This is a genomic window from Nocardioides sp. (assembly GCF_025964975.1).
GTDB lineage: Bacteria > Actinomycetota > Actinomycetes > Propionibacteriales > Nocardioidaceae > Nocardioides.
Window position 1 is genome coordinate 1 of sequence record NZ_JAOPXV010000206.1, and the last position, 15,001, is coordinate 15,001.

General features: G+C 68.4%; 13 protein-coding genes, 1 tRNA gene and 1 pseudogene. 8 read left to right on the forward strand and 7 right to left on the reverse strand.

Annotation, left to right across the window (positions count from 1 at the left end; genetic code table 11):
* The 8 genes and pseudogenes from JWN68_RS16075 to JWN68_RS16110 all read left to right on the forward strand — a co-directional run.
* A pseudogene (locus JWN68_RS16075) lies at positions 1 to 381 on the forward strand (lipoyl synthase); the annotation flags it as partial.
* Entirely contained in the window at positions 378 to 1,106 is a 729-nt protein-coding gene (locus JWN68_RS16080; protein WP_297740728.1) for a hypothetical protein, read from the forward strand. The pseudogene JWN68_RS16075 and the gene JWN68_RS16080, both read left to right, overlap by 4 nt.
* Positions 1,107 to 1,290: 184 nt before the next feature.
* A tRNA-OTHER gene (locus JWN68_RS16085) sits at positions 1,291 to 1,356 on the forward strand.
* Between the two features lie 335 nt (positions 1,357 to 1,691).
* Complete coding sequence (locus JWN68_RS16090; RefSeq protein WP_297740730.1) at positions 1,692 to 2,687, forward strand: LacI family DNA-binding transcriptional regulator; 996 nt, start codon at positions 1,692 to 1,694, stop codon at positions 2,685 to 2,687.
* 169 nt (positions 2,688 to 2,856) lie between these two features.
* Positions 2,857 to 5,085 carry a cytochrome P450 gene (locus JWN68_RS16095; RefSeq protein WP_297740733.1) on the forward strand — a complete coding sequence of 743 codons (2,229 nt, stop codon included), beginning with the start codon at positions 2,857 to 2,859 and terminating at the stop codon, positions 5,083 to 5,085.
* Positions 5,086 to 5,132: 47 nt separating this feature from the next.
* Positions 5,133 to 6,107 (forward strand): aldo/keto reductase, encoded by a 975-nt coding sequence (locus JWN68_RS16100; RefSeq protein ID WP_297740735.1) that lies wholly within the window; start codon positions 5,133 to 5,135, stop codon positions 6,105 to 6,107.
* Complete coding sequence (locus JWN68_RS16105) at positions 6,083 to 7,081, forward strand: alpha/beta hydrolase (protein WP_297740737.1); 999 nt, start codon at positions 6,083 to 6,085, stop codon at positions 7,079 to 7,081. Before JWN68_RS16100 ends, JWN68_RS16105 begins: the two co-directional genes overlap by 25 nt.
* On the forward strand, positions 7,078 to 7,842 hold the full coding sequence (locus JWN68_RS16110; protein ID WP_297740739.1) for an SDR family NAD(P)-dependent oxidoreductase: 765 nt from the start codon (positions 7,078 to 7,080) through the stop codon (positions 7,840 to 7,842). Before JWN68_RS16105 ends, JWN68_RS16110 begins: the two co-directional genes overlap by 4 nt.
* Positions 7,843 to 7,853: 11 nt before the next feature.
* On the opposite strand, the gene JWN68_RS16115 is transcribed toward JWN68_RS16110, so the two are convergent.
* The 7 genes from JWN68_RS16115 to iolC form a co-directional block, all read right to left on the reverse strand.
* On the reverse strand, positions 7,854 to 8,066 hold the full coding sequence (locus tag JWN68_RS16115; RefSeq protein ID WP_297740741.1) for a hypothetical protein: 213 nt from the start codon (positions 8,064 to 8,066) through the stop codon (positions 7,854 to 7,856).
* A gap of 169 nt (positions 8,067 to 8,235) precedes the next feature.
* On the reverse strand, positions 8,236 to 9,174 hold the full coding sequence (locus JWN68_RS16120) for a TIM barrel protein (protein ID WP_297740743.1): 939 nt from the start codon (positions 9,172 to 9,174) through the stop codon (positions 8,236 to 8,238).
* Positions 9,175 to 9,208: 34 nt separating this feature from the next.
* Positions 9,209 to 10,249, reverse strand: coding sequence for a Gfo/Idh/MocA family oxidoreductase (locus JWN68_RS16125; RefSeq protein WP_297740744.1), 1,041 nt, complete (start codon positions 10,247 to 10,249; stop codon positions 9,209 to 9,211).
* Positions 10,246 to 12,153 carry a 3D-(3,5/4)-trihydroxycyclohexane-1,2-dione acylhydrolase (decyclizing) gene (gene iolD / locus JWN68_RS16130; RefSeq protein WP_297740746.1) on the reverse strand — a complete coding sequence of 636 codons (1,908 nt, stop codon included), beginning with the start codon at positions 12,151 to 12,153 and terminating at the stop codon, positions 10,246 to 10,248. The genes JWN68_RS16125 and iolD overlap by 4 nt, the downstream gene beginning before the upstream one ends.
* On the reverse strand, positions 12,153 to 13,091 hold the full coding sequence (gene iolB, locus JWN68_RS16135; protein ID WP_297740748.1) for a 5-deoxy-glucuronate isomerase: 939 nt from the start codon (positions 13,089 to 13,091) through the stop codon (positions 12,153 to 12,155). The genes iolD and iolB overlap by 1 nt, the downstream gene beginning before the upstream one ends.
* A complete protein-coding gene (locus JWN68_RS16140) occupies positions 13,088 to 14,038 on the reverse strand; it encodes a hypothetical protein (protein WP_297740749.1) in 951 nt (316 codons plus the stop codon). The genes iolB and JWN68_RS16140 overlap by 4 nt, the downstream gene beginning before the upstream one ends.
* Positions 14,035 to 15,000, reverse strand: a complete 966-nt coding sequence (gene iolC / locus JWN68_RS16145) for a 5-dehydro-2-deoxygluconokinase (protein ID WP_297740750.1) — start codon at positions 14,998 to 15,000, stop codon at positions 14,035 to 14,037. The genes JWN68_RS16140 and iolC overlap by 4 nt, the downstream gene beginning before the upstream one ends.
* Position 15,001 lies beyond the last annotated feature (1 nt).

Below are 15,001 nucleotides of genomic sequence, written 5' to 3' on the forward strand. Positions count from 1 at the left end.
GTGCCGAGGATCTTCAAGCGGATCCGTCCCGCGTTCCGCTACGAGCGCTCCCTCGACGTGATCACCCAGGCCCGCGACTTCGGCCTGGTGACCAAGTCCAACCTGATCCTGGGCATGGGCGAGACCCTCGAGGAGATCCTCCAGGCGCTGCGCGACCTGCACGGCGCCGGCTGCGAGCTGATCACCATCACGCAGTACCTCCGCCCGTCACTGCGTCACCACCCGGTCGAGCGCTGGGTCAAGCCCCAGGAGTTCGTCGAGCTCAAGGACGAGGCCGACCAGATCGGCTTCTCCGGTGCCCTGTCGGGTCCCCTGGTCCGTTCGTCCTACCGTGCCGGTCGGTTGTACCGCCAGGCGAAGGAACGAAGGGCGTTGTGGTGAGCTGGCCCTTTGGTGACGGCCAGGTGAGCGTGCTGCGCCGCCCCGGTCTCGTCGCTGGCTCGGCGGACCTCGACGGTGTGCTCGCGGCAGCCCGATCCGCGGACGTGTCCGGCCCTGTGATCCTGCTCTCGCGCTGCTCACCGACCGCCGCGTTCAGCCGCCGCGACGCCTTGCTTTCGGGCTACTCCGGTGCCGTGGCGGAGTGCCGTAGCGCGGGGTACGAACCGGTCATTCGGCCCGTTGGTGGACACCTCGCGGCGTACGACCCTGGCTCCGTCGTGGTGCACCTGTGGAACCGGCACCCGGATCCGCGACGGGATCTCCGGCAGAGAGTCGCCGTTGCCGGCGCGGCGCTCGCCGCGGCGCTGGGTGACCTGGGTGTGCCTGACGTGCGGGTGGGACCCGTGCCTGGTGAGTACTGCGACGGTGAGTGGAGCGTCAACGTGGCCGGGCGCGCCAAGCTGGTCGGTACCGGACAGCGCCTGTTCCGCCACGGGTTCCTGTTCTCGGCGGTGGTCATGGCCGAATCGTCGGGCTCGGTCCGCGACATGCTCACCTCCGGCTATGCCGCACTGGGACTTCCCCTTGACCCCGACACTGTGGATTCTGTGGACCGCTGGGTCCCGGGCGTGGAGCAAGGGGACGTGGCCGAGACCGTAGCCGCTCGGCTGGCGAGAGCCCTACGCGATCTGATGTCACTTTCGGTCGAGCGGACCGCGGTCTGACGTCGGTCTGCGCCTGGCCGCTGTCACGCAAGCTGGTTCAGCGACCACCAACCGCGGTTCGCTACTCAACAGAAACTCAACACAAACTTCGTGATCGGACCTCTCTCGCCAGGCCCGAACGTGACCGACAGTGATCCGAACGCGCGAGACATCGCCGGATTTGCGCAGGCCGGAGGCCTCGTACGCCGTCTCCGGTCGAGTATCACTCGTAATGACTAGGTCGTCGGTTCGATTCCGACAGGCGGCCCCATACAAAACTGCAGGTCAGGGGATGTTTCCCCCGGCCTGCGGTTACCTGGGGCGTGAGTGAATCATTTTTCGTGCCCCCGAATGCCACCGAATGCCACCGGATGCCCTCAACGGCCGCCTCGGCGCGTCCGCACGTCCGCCGCGGGGCTTTCCGCTGGACGGGGCGGACGCCTGGTCCCTCTCGACCGCGCCGCGACAGCACTATGCGCGGGCCGTCCGGCTAACCTCAGGGCGTCCGGATGCGGCGCCCCCGTCGTGAGGAGTGAGTCCTTGTCTGAAGAACCCCGGGCAGCCGGATCGCAGGAAGGTCGCGCCGGTCGGGGGAATCACGTCACGATGGCTGATGTTGCGAAAAGCCTCGGGGTCTCGCGTCAACTCGTCTCCGTGGTGCTCCGAGAAAAGCCGGGCGCGAGCCCGGAAACGCGCCGGCGCGTCAAAGAGGCGGCGAAGCTGCTTGGGTACAACCCGCACGTCGGCGCCCGAGTGCTCAGACAGTACTCCAGCAAGCAGCTGGGCGTGGTGTTCGCTCCGGCGCACTCGACTGAGCCTGACATCGTTCAAGCGATCTATCCCTTCGCGTTGGAGCGCGGTTTCCAGGTGGTCCTGAGCGCCACCACGGCGACCCGCGACAGCACGCAGGCAGTCGGAGAGCTTCTCGGATACCGCTGCGCCGCGCTGATCGTCATCGGGTCCGACCTGGGCCAAGCTCAGCTGCGGGCCCTGGCCCGGCGGGCCAACGTCCCTCTGGTGGCTGTCGGGGCCGGCCGACACAACCGCACGTACGACGTGGTGCGCTCGGCCGGGGACGATGGGATCGCCCACTGTGTTCAACACCTGGCCGACCTCGGACACACCGCCATCGCCTACGTTCACGCCTCCTCCTTGCCGTCCGGGTCACTCCGGCTCGCGGGCTACCTGCGTGCGGTGCGGCAGCTTGCGCTGGAGCCAGACGTGATCGAGCTGGCCGGGAACTACACGGAGGAGTGTGGTTCGGCAGCCGGCCGGCTTCTGTTGGCCAGGTCCTCCTTGCCCACGGCTGTGGTGATGGGCAACGACCAGGCAGCGGTTGGTGTCCTGCTGACCCTTGCCCGGGCCGGTGTCTCGGTGCCGAACGAGGTATCGGTGACCGGCTTCGACGACAGCCGCTTCGCTGGTCTGTCCGCGGTCGACCTGACGACAGTCCGGCAAGACCCTGTGGAGTTGGGACGGCGAGCGGTGGATGCGGCCCTGCGACGGGTGAGCGAACCTGACGCACGCCCGGTCGAGGACGTCAGCCCCGTCACGCTGATCGTGCGCTCGAGTACCGGACGACCACGCGCCCAAATGTCTTGACAAAGTCGCCGTCTGGGACTGACCATGTTACCTCCATCACTAGCACGTGCTAGTGAGGTGTAGCCCAGGAAGCGAGTCACCGATGTCGACGGACACCCAGTCGCCTGTGGTCCCGCCCGCTGATGGCGGAGTTGCCTTGACGTCCGCCGGGCCGACCGTTGGTCTAGGTGTGTTCTACGACCCGCTGTCCTACGCGGCGTACGACCACCCGTACGACGTCTACGCGCAGCTCCGCGAGCAGGCGCCGGTGTACTACAACCCGCGACGCGACCTGTGGGTGCTCTCGCGCTACGCGGAGGTCAAGCAGTGCCTGGCGGACCACCAGCACTTCGTCAACGCGCTGGGCAACGACATGGATGGCACGCACGACTCCTACGGGCCCGGCAACCTGATTGCCCTCGACGAGCCGCACCACTCAGTCATCCGAGACGTCGTGCAGCCGTCGTTCGCCGGCCGGGGGATCCTGGCGCTCGAGCCGCACATCCGAGAGCTGGCCAGCGAGCTTCTTGTGGGGCTACGAAGTCGGGGCGGTGGCGACATCGCAGGCGAGGTGGCGTTGCCCATCGTGTTCGACGCGGGGCTGAGGTTCCTCGGCGCGCCGGTGGGGGAGAGCGTCTTCTGGCAGGAGCACCTGCTGCGTTCGATGGCGCGGACGGTGGGTCAGTTCGGCCTGCCCGACGATGCCGCCGTCTCGAACCGTGAAGCCGAAGAGCACATTCACGGGGTGATGGCCGCGCGTCGCGCAGAGCTGGATGCCGGGGCCGAGCCAGGCCTCGATGTCATCAGCCAGATCCTGTTGGCGGGTGAGCGGGGAGTCCTGGACGCGGCGGAGCAGGCCGGCCTGGCGCACCTGGTCCTGTCGGCCTCGACTGATGCGCCGGCTGCGCTGGTCACGAACTGCGTGGCGCTCCTCGACAAGTTCCCCCCGCTGCAGGAGTATCTGCGCGCCAACCCCACCAAGGTGAAGGCGTTCGTCCAGGAGACTCTTCGCTTCGACACTCCCGGCACCAACCTGTGCCGTCAGACGACCTCGGACGTGACCATGGGAGGGGTCACCATCCCCGCCGACTCTCGAGTCATGGTCCTGCTCGGATCCGCGAACCGCGACGAGTCCATCTACGAGCACGCTGACCGCTTCGACATCCATCGCACGATCGGCTCCGAGAACAGGATCATGAGCTTCGGCGAGGGCATCCACGCCTGCATGGGCGCCCCCTTGGCGCGGCTTGTCGCGCAAGTGGTCGTGGAGGAGCTCGTCTCCGTCCTGGATGGGGTGGAGGTCCGCGTTGTCGGCAACCCAGAGCGCTGGGTCAAGCAGATGGTCCGCGGCTTCTCCAGCCTGCCTGTCCGTTTCGTACCGCTGGGACAGGTCGAGCGGACCACCAAGCCGCACGCGTCCACGGCGCACCTCGAGGAGGTCCAGCACCTGAGCACGCGGGTCGCCCTCGCCACGCGCGAGCTCGAGACCGCCATGAAGGTCGCGGGCAAGAAGGTGGTGTCGGAAGGGGTCGTAGCCCTCACTCTTCGCCCACTCGACGACGAACCGCTGCCGCGTTGGGAGGCAGGCGCGCACGTCGACCTGATCATCCGGGACGTCGCAACCCGCCAGTACTCCTTGTCCGGCGATCCCTCCAACCACCAGACATGGCGGCTCGGCATCCTGCGTGACGTCAATGGCAGCGGGGGGTCGCTGTACGTGCACGACCAGCTCGCCGTCGGTGATGAGGTGCGAGTCCGCGGCCCCCGTAACAACTTCGGGCTCGTGGAGTCCCCTCGCTACTTCTTCGTCGCTGGAGGCATCGGCATCACGCCCATCTTGCCGATGATTCGGGCCGCCGAGGATGCGGGAGCAGCGTGGCAGCTGGTCTACGGCGGGCGCGCCCGCAGCTCGATGGCCTTCCTCGACGAGCTCGAGGCGTACGGCGAGAAGGTGGCGATCCTGCCTCAGGACGAAACCGGTCTGCTCGACCTCCAGGGCATGCTGGGAACGCCACTGCCCGACACGAAGGTCTACTGCTGTGGACCGGAGCCCCTGCTCAACGCAGTGGAGCGAGCATGCGAGTCCTGGCCCAAACGGTCGCTCCACATGGAGCGATTCGTTGCCAAGCCGCTCACCGAACCTGTCCTCAAGACGCCCTTCGAGGTGCACCTCCAGCGCAGCGGGCTCACCGTGACGGTCCCGCCGGAGCAGTCGATCCTCGCTGCCGTAGAGCAGGCAGGAGTCGGTGTGCGCTCGTCGTGTGAGGAGGGGACGTGCGGCACGTGCGAGATCAGGGTTGTCGACGGAGTACCGGACCACCGCGACTCGGTCCTCGACGAGGAAGAGCAGGAGTCGGGCACCTGCATGATGATCTGCGTCTCTCGCTCCTGCACCCCGCAGCTCGTGCTTGACCTCTGATCACCCGCAATCCAGACGACATACACCCGCGAAGGGATCGAGACGGCATGCAGTACCGGCAGCTGGGCCGCACCGGCTGGGACATCAGTGAGATCGCCTTCGGCGGGTGGCAGCTCGGGGGCGAGTGGGGTGCGGTGGACGACGAGGCCTCCATCGCAACGCTCCTCCATGCGTTCTCGCGCGGCGTGAACTTCGTCGACACGGCCGAGTTCTACGGCGAGGGCCACAGCGAGGAGGTCATCGGCGAGGCCCTGAGGCGTTGGGACGGCGAGAAGGTGTACGTCGCCACCAAGGTTCGTCCGGTGCAGTGGCCGGCGGCTTCGGAAGGGGATCCGCAGATGCGGGGGCGCTATCCGGAGTGGTACGTCCGCAAGAACGTCGACGACTCCCTCAAGCGGCTCGGAGTGGACCGCATCGACCTCTTCCAGCTGCACGGCTGGTTCCCTCAAGGGATTACGCAGCTCGACTGGCTCGAAGCACTACTGGCTCTGAGGCAGGAGGGGAAGATCGACCGGATCGGTGTCTCGATCCGCGACTACCGGCCGGAGGACGGTGTGGACCTGGCCAGCTGTGGGCTCGTCGACTCGCTGCAGGTCGTGTTCAACATGTTCGAGCAGCGACCCCGCCACTTCCTCTTCCCGGCGGGGGCGCAGGGAGGCTCGGGCTTCATCGCCCGAGTGCCCTTCGACTCGGGGTCGCTCATCGGCCACTGGACGGCAGGCACGTACGCCAGCTGGCCGCAGGACTCGGTCCCCGCATGGCTCTTCCGCGGTGACCGGTTCCGAGAGACCTTGGGGCGCGTGGAAGCGCTGAAAGACCTGTGTGCGCCGTACTACTCGACGCTTGCCGAAGCCGCCATGCGTTACACGTTGTCTTCGCCGGAGGTGTCCACTGTGATTCCGGGGATGCTCACAGCGCGAGAGGTGGACATGAACGTCGCGTACTCCGACGCCGAACCCTTCCCGACCGAGCTCCTCACCGCTCTGGAGGAGCACGGATGGCCGCGGAACTTCTACCAGTGAGCACCCGCAGCGACCGCGTTCCCAACCCGCAGGCGCAGGCAGTCCTGGACGAGCGAGAGCGCGCCGGCGGACGACCGATGCACAAGGCTCCGGTTGCTGAGTCCCGCGCGGGTCAGTATGCGTGGGTGCCCTACATGGGCGCGCCGCAGCAGGTCGCCGCCGTGGAGAACCGCTTTATCCCCGGGCCCACGGCAGAGCTGCCGATCCGGATCTACCGACCCGACGCCGAGGCCGACCTCCCGGCACTGGTCGCGTTCCACGGCGGCTGCTGGATCGTCGGCAACATCGACCTCGCCGACCGCCCGTTCCGAGCGCTCGCCAACGCCACGGGCTGCACCGTCGTCGCGGTGAACTATCAGAAGGCGCCGGAGCACCCGTATCCCGCGCCGCTGCACGACTGCTTCGCCGGCTGGCTGTGGACCGTCGAGCACGCCGCTGACCTAGGGATCGACCCCACCCGGATCGGCGTCCTGGGAGACAGCGCCGGCGGAAACCTCGCCGCAGCTGTGTGTCTCAAGGCGCGAGCGGAGCAAGCTCCAGAGCCGGCTGTCCAGGTGCTGATCTATCCCGCGCTCGACTGGGCCTTGGAAACCCCATCGGCGCGGGACATGGCCGAGGGCTTCGGCCTCACGACCGTGGACATGGCTTGGTCGTGGGAGCAGTACGTTCCCGACGAACAGCTGCGGGAGACGCCCCTGGTGAGCCCGCTCCGGTCACCCTCGCTGACCGGTCTTCCTCCCGCGGTCGTGGTCACTGCAGGATTCGACGTGCTCCGCGACGAGGCCTTCACCTACGCCGAGCGGCTCAGCCAGGAGGGCGTCCTGGTGCACCATCATCACTACCCGGGCACCATCCACGGCTTCCTCTGGATGGGCGCCGCCGTCGACGAGTGCGAGCGCATGATGGGGGAGATTGGCGCGTCCCTCGAGGCCCTGTTCGGCAGCAGCGACGCGCTTGCGAAGAGGCCGGCATGAGCGACGTCAGTTCACATGCTCCGGTTGCGGTGATCACGGGCGCCGGCTCCGGCATCGGGCGGGCCACCGCGCGCCGCCTGTCTGCTGACGGCTACCGACTGACGTTGGCGGGTCGGCGGGAGTCGGCGCTCCTGGAGACGGCGGCCCTGTTGACCGGACCCGGGTCGATCTCCTCTGTATGCGACGTCACCGATCCCGACGCGGTCGCTGCCATGGCCGGCGCAACGCGGGATGCCTTCGGCCGAGTGGACGTCCTGGTGAACAACGCCGGGATCTCCCGCACCGCAAGGATCGAAGCAGTCACGCTCGCCGACTGGCGGGAGGTGATGGCCGTGGACGTAGAGTCGGTGGTGATCGTCACGCAGATGATGCTGCCAGCCCTGCTCGCAGCGCGCGGCAGCATCGTCAACGTGGCCTCCCTCGCGGGCCTCGGGGGAGACCCGGGCATGACGATGTACAACGCCGCCAAGGGCGCCGTGGTCAACCTGACCAGGTCCTTGGCAGTCGAGCTGGCCGGGCGCGGGGTGAGGGTGAACGCAGTGGCGCCGAGCCTGACCTCGACCGACGCGGTACGGGACATCCCCGCCGAAGATGTTGCGGAGTTCCACCGGCGCATCCCGATGGGTCGGTCGGCCGAACCGGAAGAGGTGGCCGACGTGATCGCCTTCCTGGCCGGTCGCGATGCGAGGTTCGTCACCGGCGTCATCCTCCCGGTCGACGGCGGTCTCCGAGCGAGCAGCGGTCAGCCACCGCACCGTTGACCGGGTAGAGCTCAGCCGACCAGAGCCAGTGCGCGGAGTGCCATGCGCCGCACGGGGGTGAGGTGTGGGTCCTTCAACTCGTTCAGCCGACGCGCCTTTGCGTCGTACGACGCTGTCAAGCGGATGACGGTGTCGTGATCATTGTCATCAAGCGCGCGGCGGATGGACTCGGTGTACTGCTGCTCCAAGGACGAGAGCTTCTCGTTCACTGCGGTGTGGGACATGGTGTCTCCCGGGTATTGAGGGCGGTGACTCCATTCTCCCGTCATTCTTGGAACGTTCCAATAGGTGGGGGCATGACCTTGCGCACACTCCTACCGCGGTCGAGTGCCCGTCGGCATGGACCAGCGCTCAGTTGGCGAGTCAGCTACCGCAGGGGTCACGGAAGGTGCGTTACCTGGACCCGCGCCACCGGCGCACGGGGCCGAGCCCACAGCCGGCGTAGTAGCCGGCGGTGCGGGCGCCGATCGGGAGCGGCACGTCCGCTGTCACCGGGTAGAGGTCCTGTTCGATGACCGTGTAGATGTCGCGGTCGAGGTCGCCCAGTGCGCCGAGGAACGTCGGCATGTCCGGCTCGCCGTCCCATGGCTCGCACATGACGCCGAGCTGCACGGCGTCCGAGAGCGGCAGGTCCTGGGCCAGCACGTGCGCACGGACCTTCGCGTCGACGGACTTCAGGTGGACGTAGGTGATCCGCTCGGGAAATTTGTGCACGATGTCGACGTTGTCTCCCTCGCAGTAGGCCACATGTCCGGTGTCCAGGCAGAGGTTCACCAGCCCGGGGTCGGTGTCGGCGAGAAAGCGCTCGATCCGATCCTGGGTGTCGACGTGGGTGTCGGCGTGTGGGTGGAAGACCAGCTTGACGCCGTACGACTCGTAGATGAAGCGCGCCAGCTCGTCGGTGCCGGTGACCAGGTTGGTCCACTGGTCCTGGTCCATGTCGACGCCCTGAATGGACTCACCCGTGTGCTGGTCGGTGTACTGCTCGGGTAGATGCACCAGGTACTCCGCGCCCAGGGCAGAGAGCAGTCGAGCCTCCTGGCCGAACTCGATCTTGGCCTGCTCGAGCGCCTCCGCGCCCTTGTGCAGGCCGGCGAACACCGTGCCGCCGCACACCTTGAGGTCCCGGGCGGCCAGCTCGTCCTTGAGCTGTTCTGGATCTTGCGGCATGAAGCCCTGAGGGCCCAGCTCGGTGTAGGCGTAGCCGGCCCGAGCGATCTCGTCGAGGTAGACGTCCCAGGTCACCTGGTGCGGGTCCTGGGCGAACCACACCCCCCATGAGTCCGGTGCGGTGGCCAGCGTGAGGCAGTGGAGCGGGGGACGTGCGGACATGGCTGCCTCCGGATGATGGTGTGCATGGACGAGTTCAGTGGGATGGGACGGTGATGCTGGTCCCTGTGGCGGCGCTCTGGCGGGCGGCGTCGAGGATTGCCAGGGTTGCGATGGCGTCGTGCGCAGGAGACGGGCCGTCTCCGCCTACCCGGATTGCCGCCGCGAAGGCCGTGTAGAAGTCCTGGTAGCCGCCGCGGGCCGACGCGAGTTCGACGTCGCCGCTCGCGGTGGACAGGACGCCGCCCGTGGCACCGCGCCCCCAGTTCTCGAGGTCGTCGGCTGGGCGCTGGCCGGCGAAGAGGGCCTGTCCCTGGACGTCGATACCCACGTGGCGAAAGCTGCCCTTCGAGCCGTAGGCGCGAAGCTCTCGCGCGTCGAGATGGTTGAGCTTGCTGGACTCGACGACCGAAAGCACGCCGCTGACGTGGTGCATCTGCACGACGAAGCCGGCGTCTGTCTCACCTTCTGGGAGGTGCACGAGATCGAGGTGGGCGGTCACGGACCGGACCGGACCCAACAGCCAGGCCATCTGGTCGATGACGTGGGCGCCCAGATCGCGCAGCAGGCCGCCGGCGGGGCCGGCCTCGAGGAGGTCCGGCTGGTCAAGGTCGAACCTGGAGTGCACGCGCCACAGCTCGCCGAGCCTGCCGTCCTCGAGCAACCCTCTCAGGGTCTGCACGTCGGCGTCCCACCGCCGGTTGTGGAACACGTTCAGCAGCACGCCCGCGCGCTGCGCGGCATCGGCCAACTCGCGGCCTCCCGTGGCGGCAGGTGCGAACGGCTTGTCCGCCACCACGTGGACGCCGGCAGCGACAGCGTCCAGCACCAGCTCGCGCCGGGTCCCGGGAGGTGTGGTGATGGTGACTGCCTCGATGTGACCGTGAGCGAGCATCTCGGCCAGGGAGTCGAAGACCGGCACGCCGGGGTGGTCGGTCTTCAGCTGAGTGCGGCGCTGGGGGTCGCGGGTGACGACTCCCGCGAGCTCGATGCCTTCGGCGGCCTCGACGAATGGTGCGTGGAACAACCGCCCGCCCACCGAGTACCCGACGATGCCGAGCCGGACGGCGGTGCTCATGGGAGCCAACGCACCTGTCGTTGCTTGGCCTCGGTGTACGACTCGTGGCCGGACAAGCTGGCCGGGACACCGGTCTCCCACCACGCCCCGGCCTCGGTCCAGGTGGCCTTGGCGATGACACACGTGACCACCGCAGGGCGCCGTTGTGCTCGCGCTGCGTCCCGGGCTCGGGTGTACGCCGCCCTGAAGTCAGCGTCGCTCGAGCCGGCCGGAACCACCTCGACGTGTGCTCCCAGGGCCGCTGCGTGGGCGGCGAAGTCGACGCGCACTCCGTCCTCGCTTGCCCCGGGACCGCGGGAGTCCTGGAGGAGGTTGTTGAAGCCAGCGGCACCTTGACTGGTCTGCAGCCGATGGATGACCGCGAAGCCTTCGTTGTCGCAGAGGACGGCGACGTAGGGGTGGCCAGCGAAGGCAGCGGAGTAGATCTCGCTGTTCAGCATCAGGTAGGACCCGTCGCCAAAGATGGACGTGACGATCCCGTTCGGGTGGGTTTGCTCACGCGCCATGGCTGCACCCCAGGGGGCGACGACTTCGTAGCCCATGCACGAGAAGCCGTACTCCAGGTCCATGGTCGCGCCCGAGGTGGCAGCGGTGCCGTGCTTCACCTCACCTGTGCGCCAGCCTCCGTGGAGCTCGCCGGGCATGCCTCCGGAGGCCGACAGCACATAGTCGTCCGGGGTCGAGGCATCGTTGACGATCCCGGTGACGGTGGCGTAGGTCAGCACTCCCTCCGGGCCGACTCCGCCCCGCACGATGTCGACATGGTCGTCCCAGGAGCGCTTGAGCTGTGCGGCACGGGCGGCCCAGGACTCATCGAAGTGGATGTCACCCAGGAGGCTGCCGAGCTCGACGAGGGCCTCGCGGGCGTCACCGGTGACGGCGTGAGCGGCATGCTTCACGGCGTCGAAACGTGCCGCGTTGATCGTGATGAGACGTAGGTCGGACGCGAAGCCCGTCCAGGACGAGGTCGTGAAGTCCTGCAACCGGGTGCCTACTGCGAGGACGAGGTCGGCCTCCAGCGCCAGGGCGTTGGCCGAGGACGAGCCGATGATGCCCAGGGCGCCGCCGAAGAGCGGATGCTCGTGCGGCACCAAGGTGCGGCCCGCGACGGTCTCGACCACCGGAATGTGGTGCTGTTCGGCGAACGCGATCGCCTCTGCGCCCGCCCCGGAGTAGCGCACGCCACCGCCGAGGACGAGCAGGGGCCGCCGGGCCTCACGCACCAAGTTGGCGGCCGACGCGAGGTCGGCGACATCGGGTCGGGGCCGCGGGACGCGGTGCACCCGCTCGGCGAACATCGCGACAGGGAAGTCGTACTCCTCCGCCTGCACGTCCTGGGGCAGCGCCAGCGTGACGGGGCCGCAGTCGGCCGGGTCGGTCAGCACACGGGCGACCTGCGGCAGAGTGCTCAGCAGCTGTTCCGGCCGGGTGATGCGGTCGAAGTAGCGAGACACCGACCGAAAGGCGTCGTTGACCGAGGTCGTCGGGTCCCCGAAGTGCTCGACCTGTTGCAGCACCGGATCGGGTGCCCGTCCGGTGAACGTGTCCCCGGGCAGGAGCAGGATGGGGAGACGGTTGGCGTGCGCGAGCCCGGCCGCCGTCACCATGTTGAGCGCGCCAGGTCCCACCGAGCTGGTGGCCACCATGACCTGTCGGCGGTCCATGGCCCGCGCGTAGGCCACCGCCGCGAGGGCCATGCCCTGCTCGGTCTGACCCCGCCAGGTGGGGATCTCGTCGCGATGCTCGTGAAGCGCGACGCCAAGCCCGAGAACGTTGCCGTGCCCGAAGATCCCGAAGACACCCGGGAAGAGGGGAGCGGTGCTGCCGTCGAGCAACTCGGACTTCTGAGCCACGAGCCAGCGCACCAGCGCCTCAGCAGTGGTCAGGCGAACGGTCTCGGTCATCAGCTGTGCCCTTCGCGGGAGGTAGCGGTGATCTGGTCTAGCCGTCCGGACGCCGACGTCACCGGACATCGTGGGTCGGTCTGTTGGTCCACCCAGCTGTCACGGACCCATCCATGGTCCGGGTCGTCGCAGAACGCCAGCGCTCGGTCGTCGGCGGGGCCCGCCATGATGTTGAGGTAGTACATGGGGTAGCCGGGCGCAGCAACGCACGGGCCGTGGTAGCCGTGCGGCACCAGCACCACGTCGTGGTCGCGGACCTCGATCGTCTCGTCGATCGGGGGGAGACCGGCCGCCTCGTGCTCAGGCCCGGTGTAGGTGCGGTGGTAGCCGACGCCCTGCCGCGACGGTGTGACCTGGTCCTGACCGGCGATCCGGTAGTAGTAGATCTCCTCGTTGACCACCGTGCAGGGTTCGCTGGCGTCGTGCTTGTGCGGCGGGTAGCTCGACCAGTTGCCGGGTGGCGTGATCAGCTCGCAGCAGATCAGCTTGTCGGCGTGGTCCCACACCCCCGGTACGCCGAAGTTGGTGACCTGACGGCTTGCGTTCCCTGCGCCCCGTACCTCCACCGGGACGTCCTCCGCAGAGCCGTATGCCGGCGCCAGACGGCGGATGCACTTCGAGCTGGGGAGGGCGACCAGCGCATCCTTCTTGCTCGTGAGGTGCATGGTGGAATCCCGTCCTACGTAGGCGAAGTCGGTGACCCGACTGAACACGGAGGGTCGCCCGACCAGGTCGAAGGTGGCCTCACCCGGCACGTCGACCCGGAGCGACCCCTCGAGCGGCAGGACGAAGGCTTCCGCGTCCCCGGTCTCCACGATGCGCGTCTCCCCGGCCAGGAGCTGCAGAACCCTGAGGCCGGTCCAAGACCAGCTGGCGTCATCTGGGGTTAGCAGCACCGGGTCTTGCCGACCCTCAACCCGGGGGCGATGGATGGTCATGCCGCCGGCTGTCCTGAGTGCGCGGCACGCAGCACGGCAGCGGCGGAGGCCACGGCGGACCGCACGTCGCCGTTCGGCGGGTAGAGCAGGGCCCGGCCGATCACGAGTCCGCGGACAGTGGGCTGGACCAACGCCTGCCCCCACGACTCGAGGTCCGCAGCGGGGTCGGGACCGGGTACGCCCCCCAGCACGACGCACGGCAAGGTCGTGCTGGCGTAGACCGCGTCCGGTTCATCGCACGCCGGCATCTTCAGCCAGGTGTACGAGCTGGTCGTGCCGAGGGCGCTGGCGATGGTGATGGCGCGGGCGAGCGAGCGAGCGTCCTTCAGCAGGGTCAGGCCGCCGTCCTCGCCGCGGTGGTAGGGCAAGGGTTCCACCATGGCCACCAGTTCCTTGGCGGCAAGCTCAGTGACAGCCTGGGCGCACGCCTCGATCGTGCCAGCCGTCGAAGCGTCCTGGTCGTCGATGCGCAGCAGCATCTTGCCGCCCTCGAGCCGGCACTCGGCGATGCTGGCGGCGTCGTACCCGGTGAATCGGTCGTCCATGGTCCAGGACGCCCCGTCGAGCCCACCGCGGTTCATGGACCCGATGACGACCTTGCCCTCCAGTGCGCCGAGCAGCAACAGCTCCTCGACGACGTCCGGTGAACCCAGCACCCCGTCGACGTCCGGGTTCTCCAGCGCCGCCACCATCCGCGCGAGCAGCGACCTACGGTCAGCCATCGCCATCGTGTCGCCGCCGGCGCTCAGAGAACCGCGTGCAGGGTGGTCCGCTGCCACCAGGAACAGCGTGTTCTTCTGGGAGAGCAGCGGCGCCGGCCTGCGGCGCGAGGAATAGGCCCGTGCGACGGCGCCGGGGTCGGTCGCCCGCACCTCCAGCAGGTCGGACCACTGCTCGTGGGTCAAGGTCGGTACGGCGTGGTCGACAGCCGTGGCGGTCTGGGTCATGCGTGTGCTCCTCGTGAGGTCACGATTGCGTCCAGCTCGGCGAGCGTGGGCATGGCATCGGCGCAGGCGAGGCGTGACGCGACGATCGCGCCTGCTGCATTGGCATATTCGGCGATCCGGACCGGTCCCCATCCGGAGAGCAGTCCGTGCACCAGGGCTCCGCCGAAGGCGTCGCCGGCGCCGAGGCCGCAGACCACCTCCACGGGGTGTGGCGGCACGATGGAGCGCGTGTCCTGCGTGGCCACGAGCACCCCCTCACCGCCCATCTTCACCAGCGCGAGCTCCAACCCGCGGGCAAGCAGGCGGTCGGCCGCTTCGTGCGGGTCCCTCGTGCCCACCGCGACCTCGACCTCGTCGCGGTTGCCCACGGCAACGGTGACCTGGTCGAGCATGGCTGAGTACTCCCGGCGGGCCTCAGTGGGCGACGGCCAGAACATGGCACGCCAGTCGAGGTCCAGCACAGTGTGTCGCCCTGTCCCCGTCGCAGGACGGCCCCGGGCCTCGAGCATGGCGAGCTGCGTGGTTCGCGAGGGCTCGACGGACACCCCGGTTCCGGTGACCCACAGGATCGGCACCTCCTTGACGACGTCCCACGGCACGTCGTCCTTCTCGATCGTGAGGTCGGGAGCCATCGGCTCCCGGTAGAACAGGAGCGGCGGATCCTCCGGCGGGTCGAGCTCACAGAAGACGATGGGGGTACGCAGCTCGGCGCACGTACCGACATAGGTCGGGTCGACGCCGAATCCTTGGAGCGCCTCACGGACGAAGTCGCCGAAGCCGTCCGCGCCCACCTTCGTGAGGACGGCGGTTCGGTGGCCAAGCCGGGCAGCGCCCACCGCCACGTTGGTCGCAGTGCCACCGAGGAACTTCGAGAACGCCGTGACGTCCTTGAGCGGGCCGTGCTGCTGGGGGTAGAGGTCCACCCCCACGCGCCCGAGGGTGAGGAGCTCCAGCTGGGACATC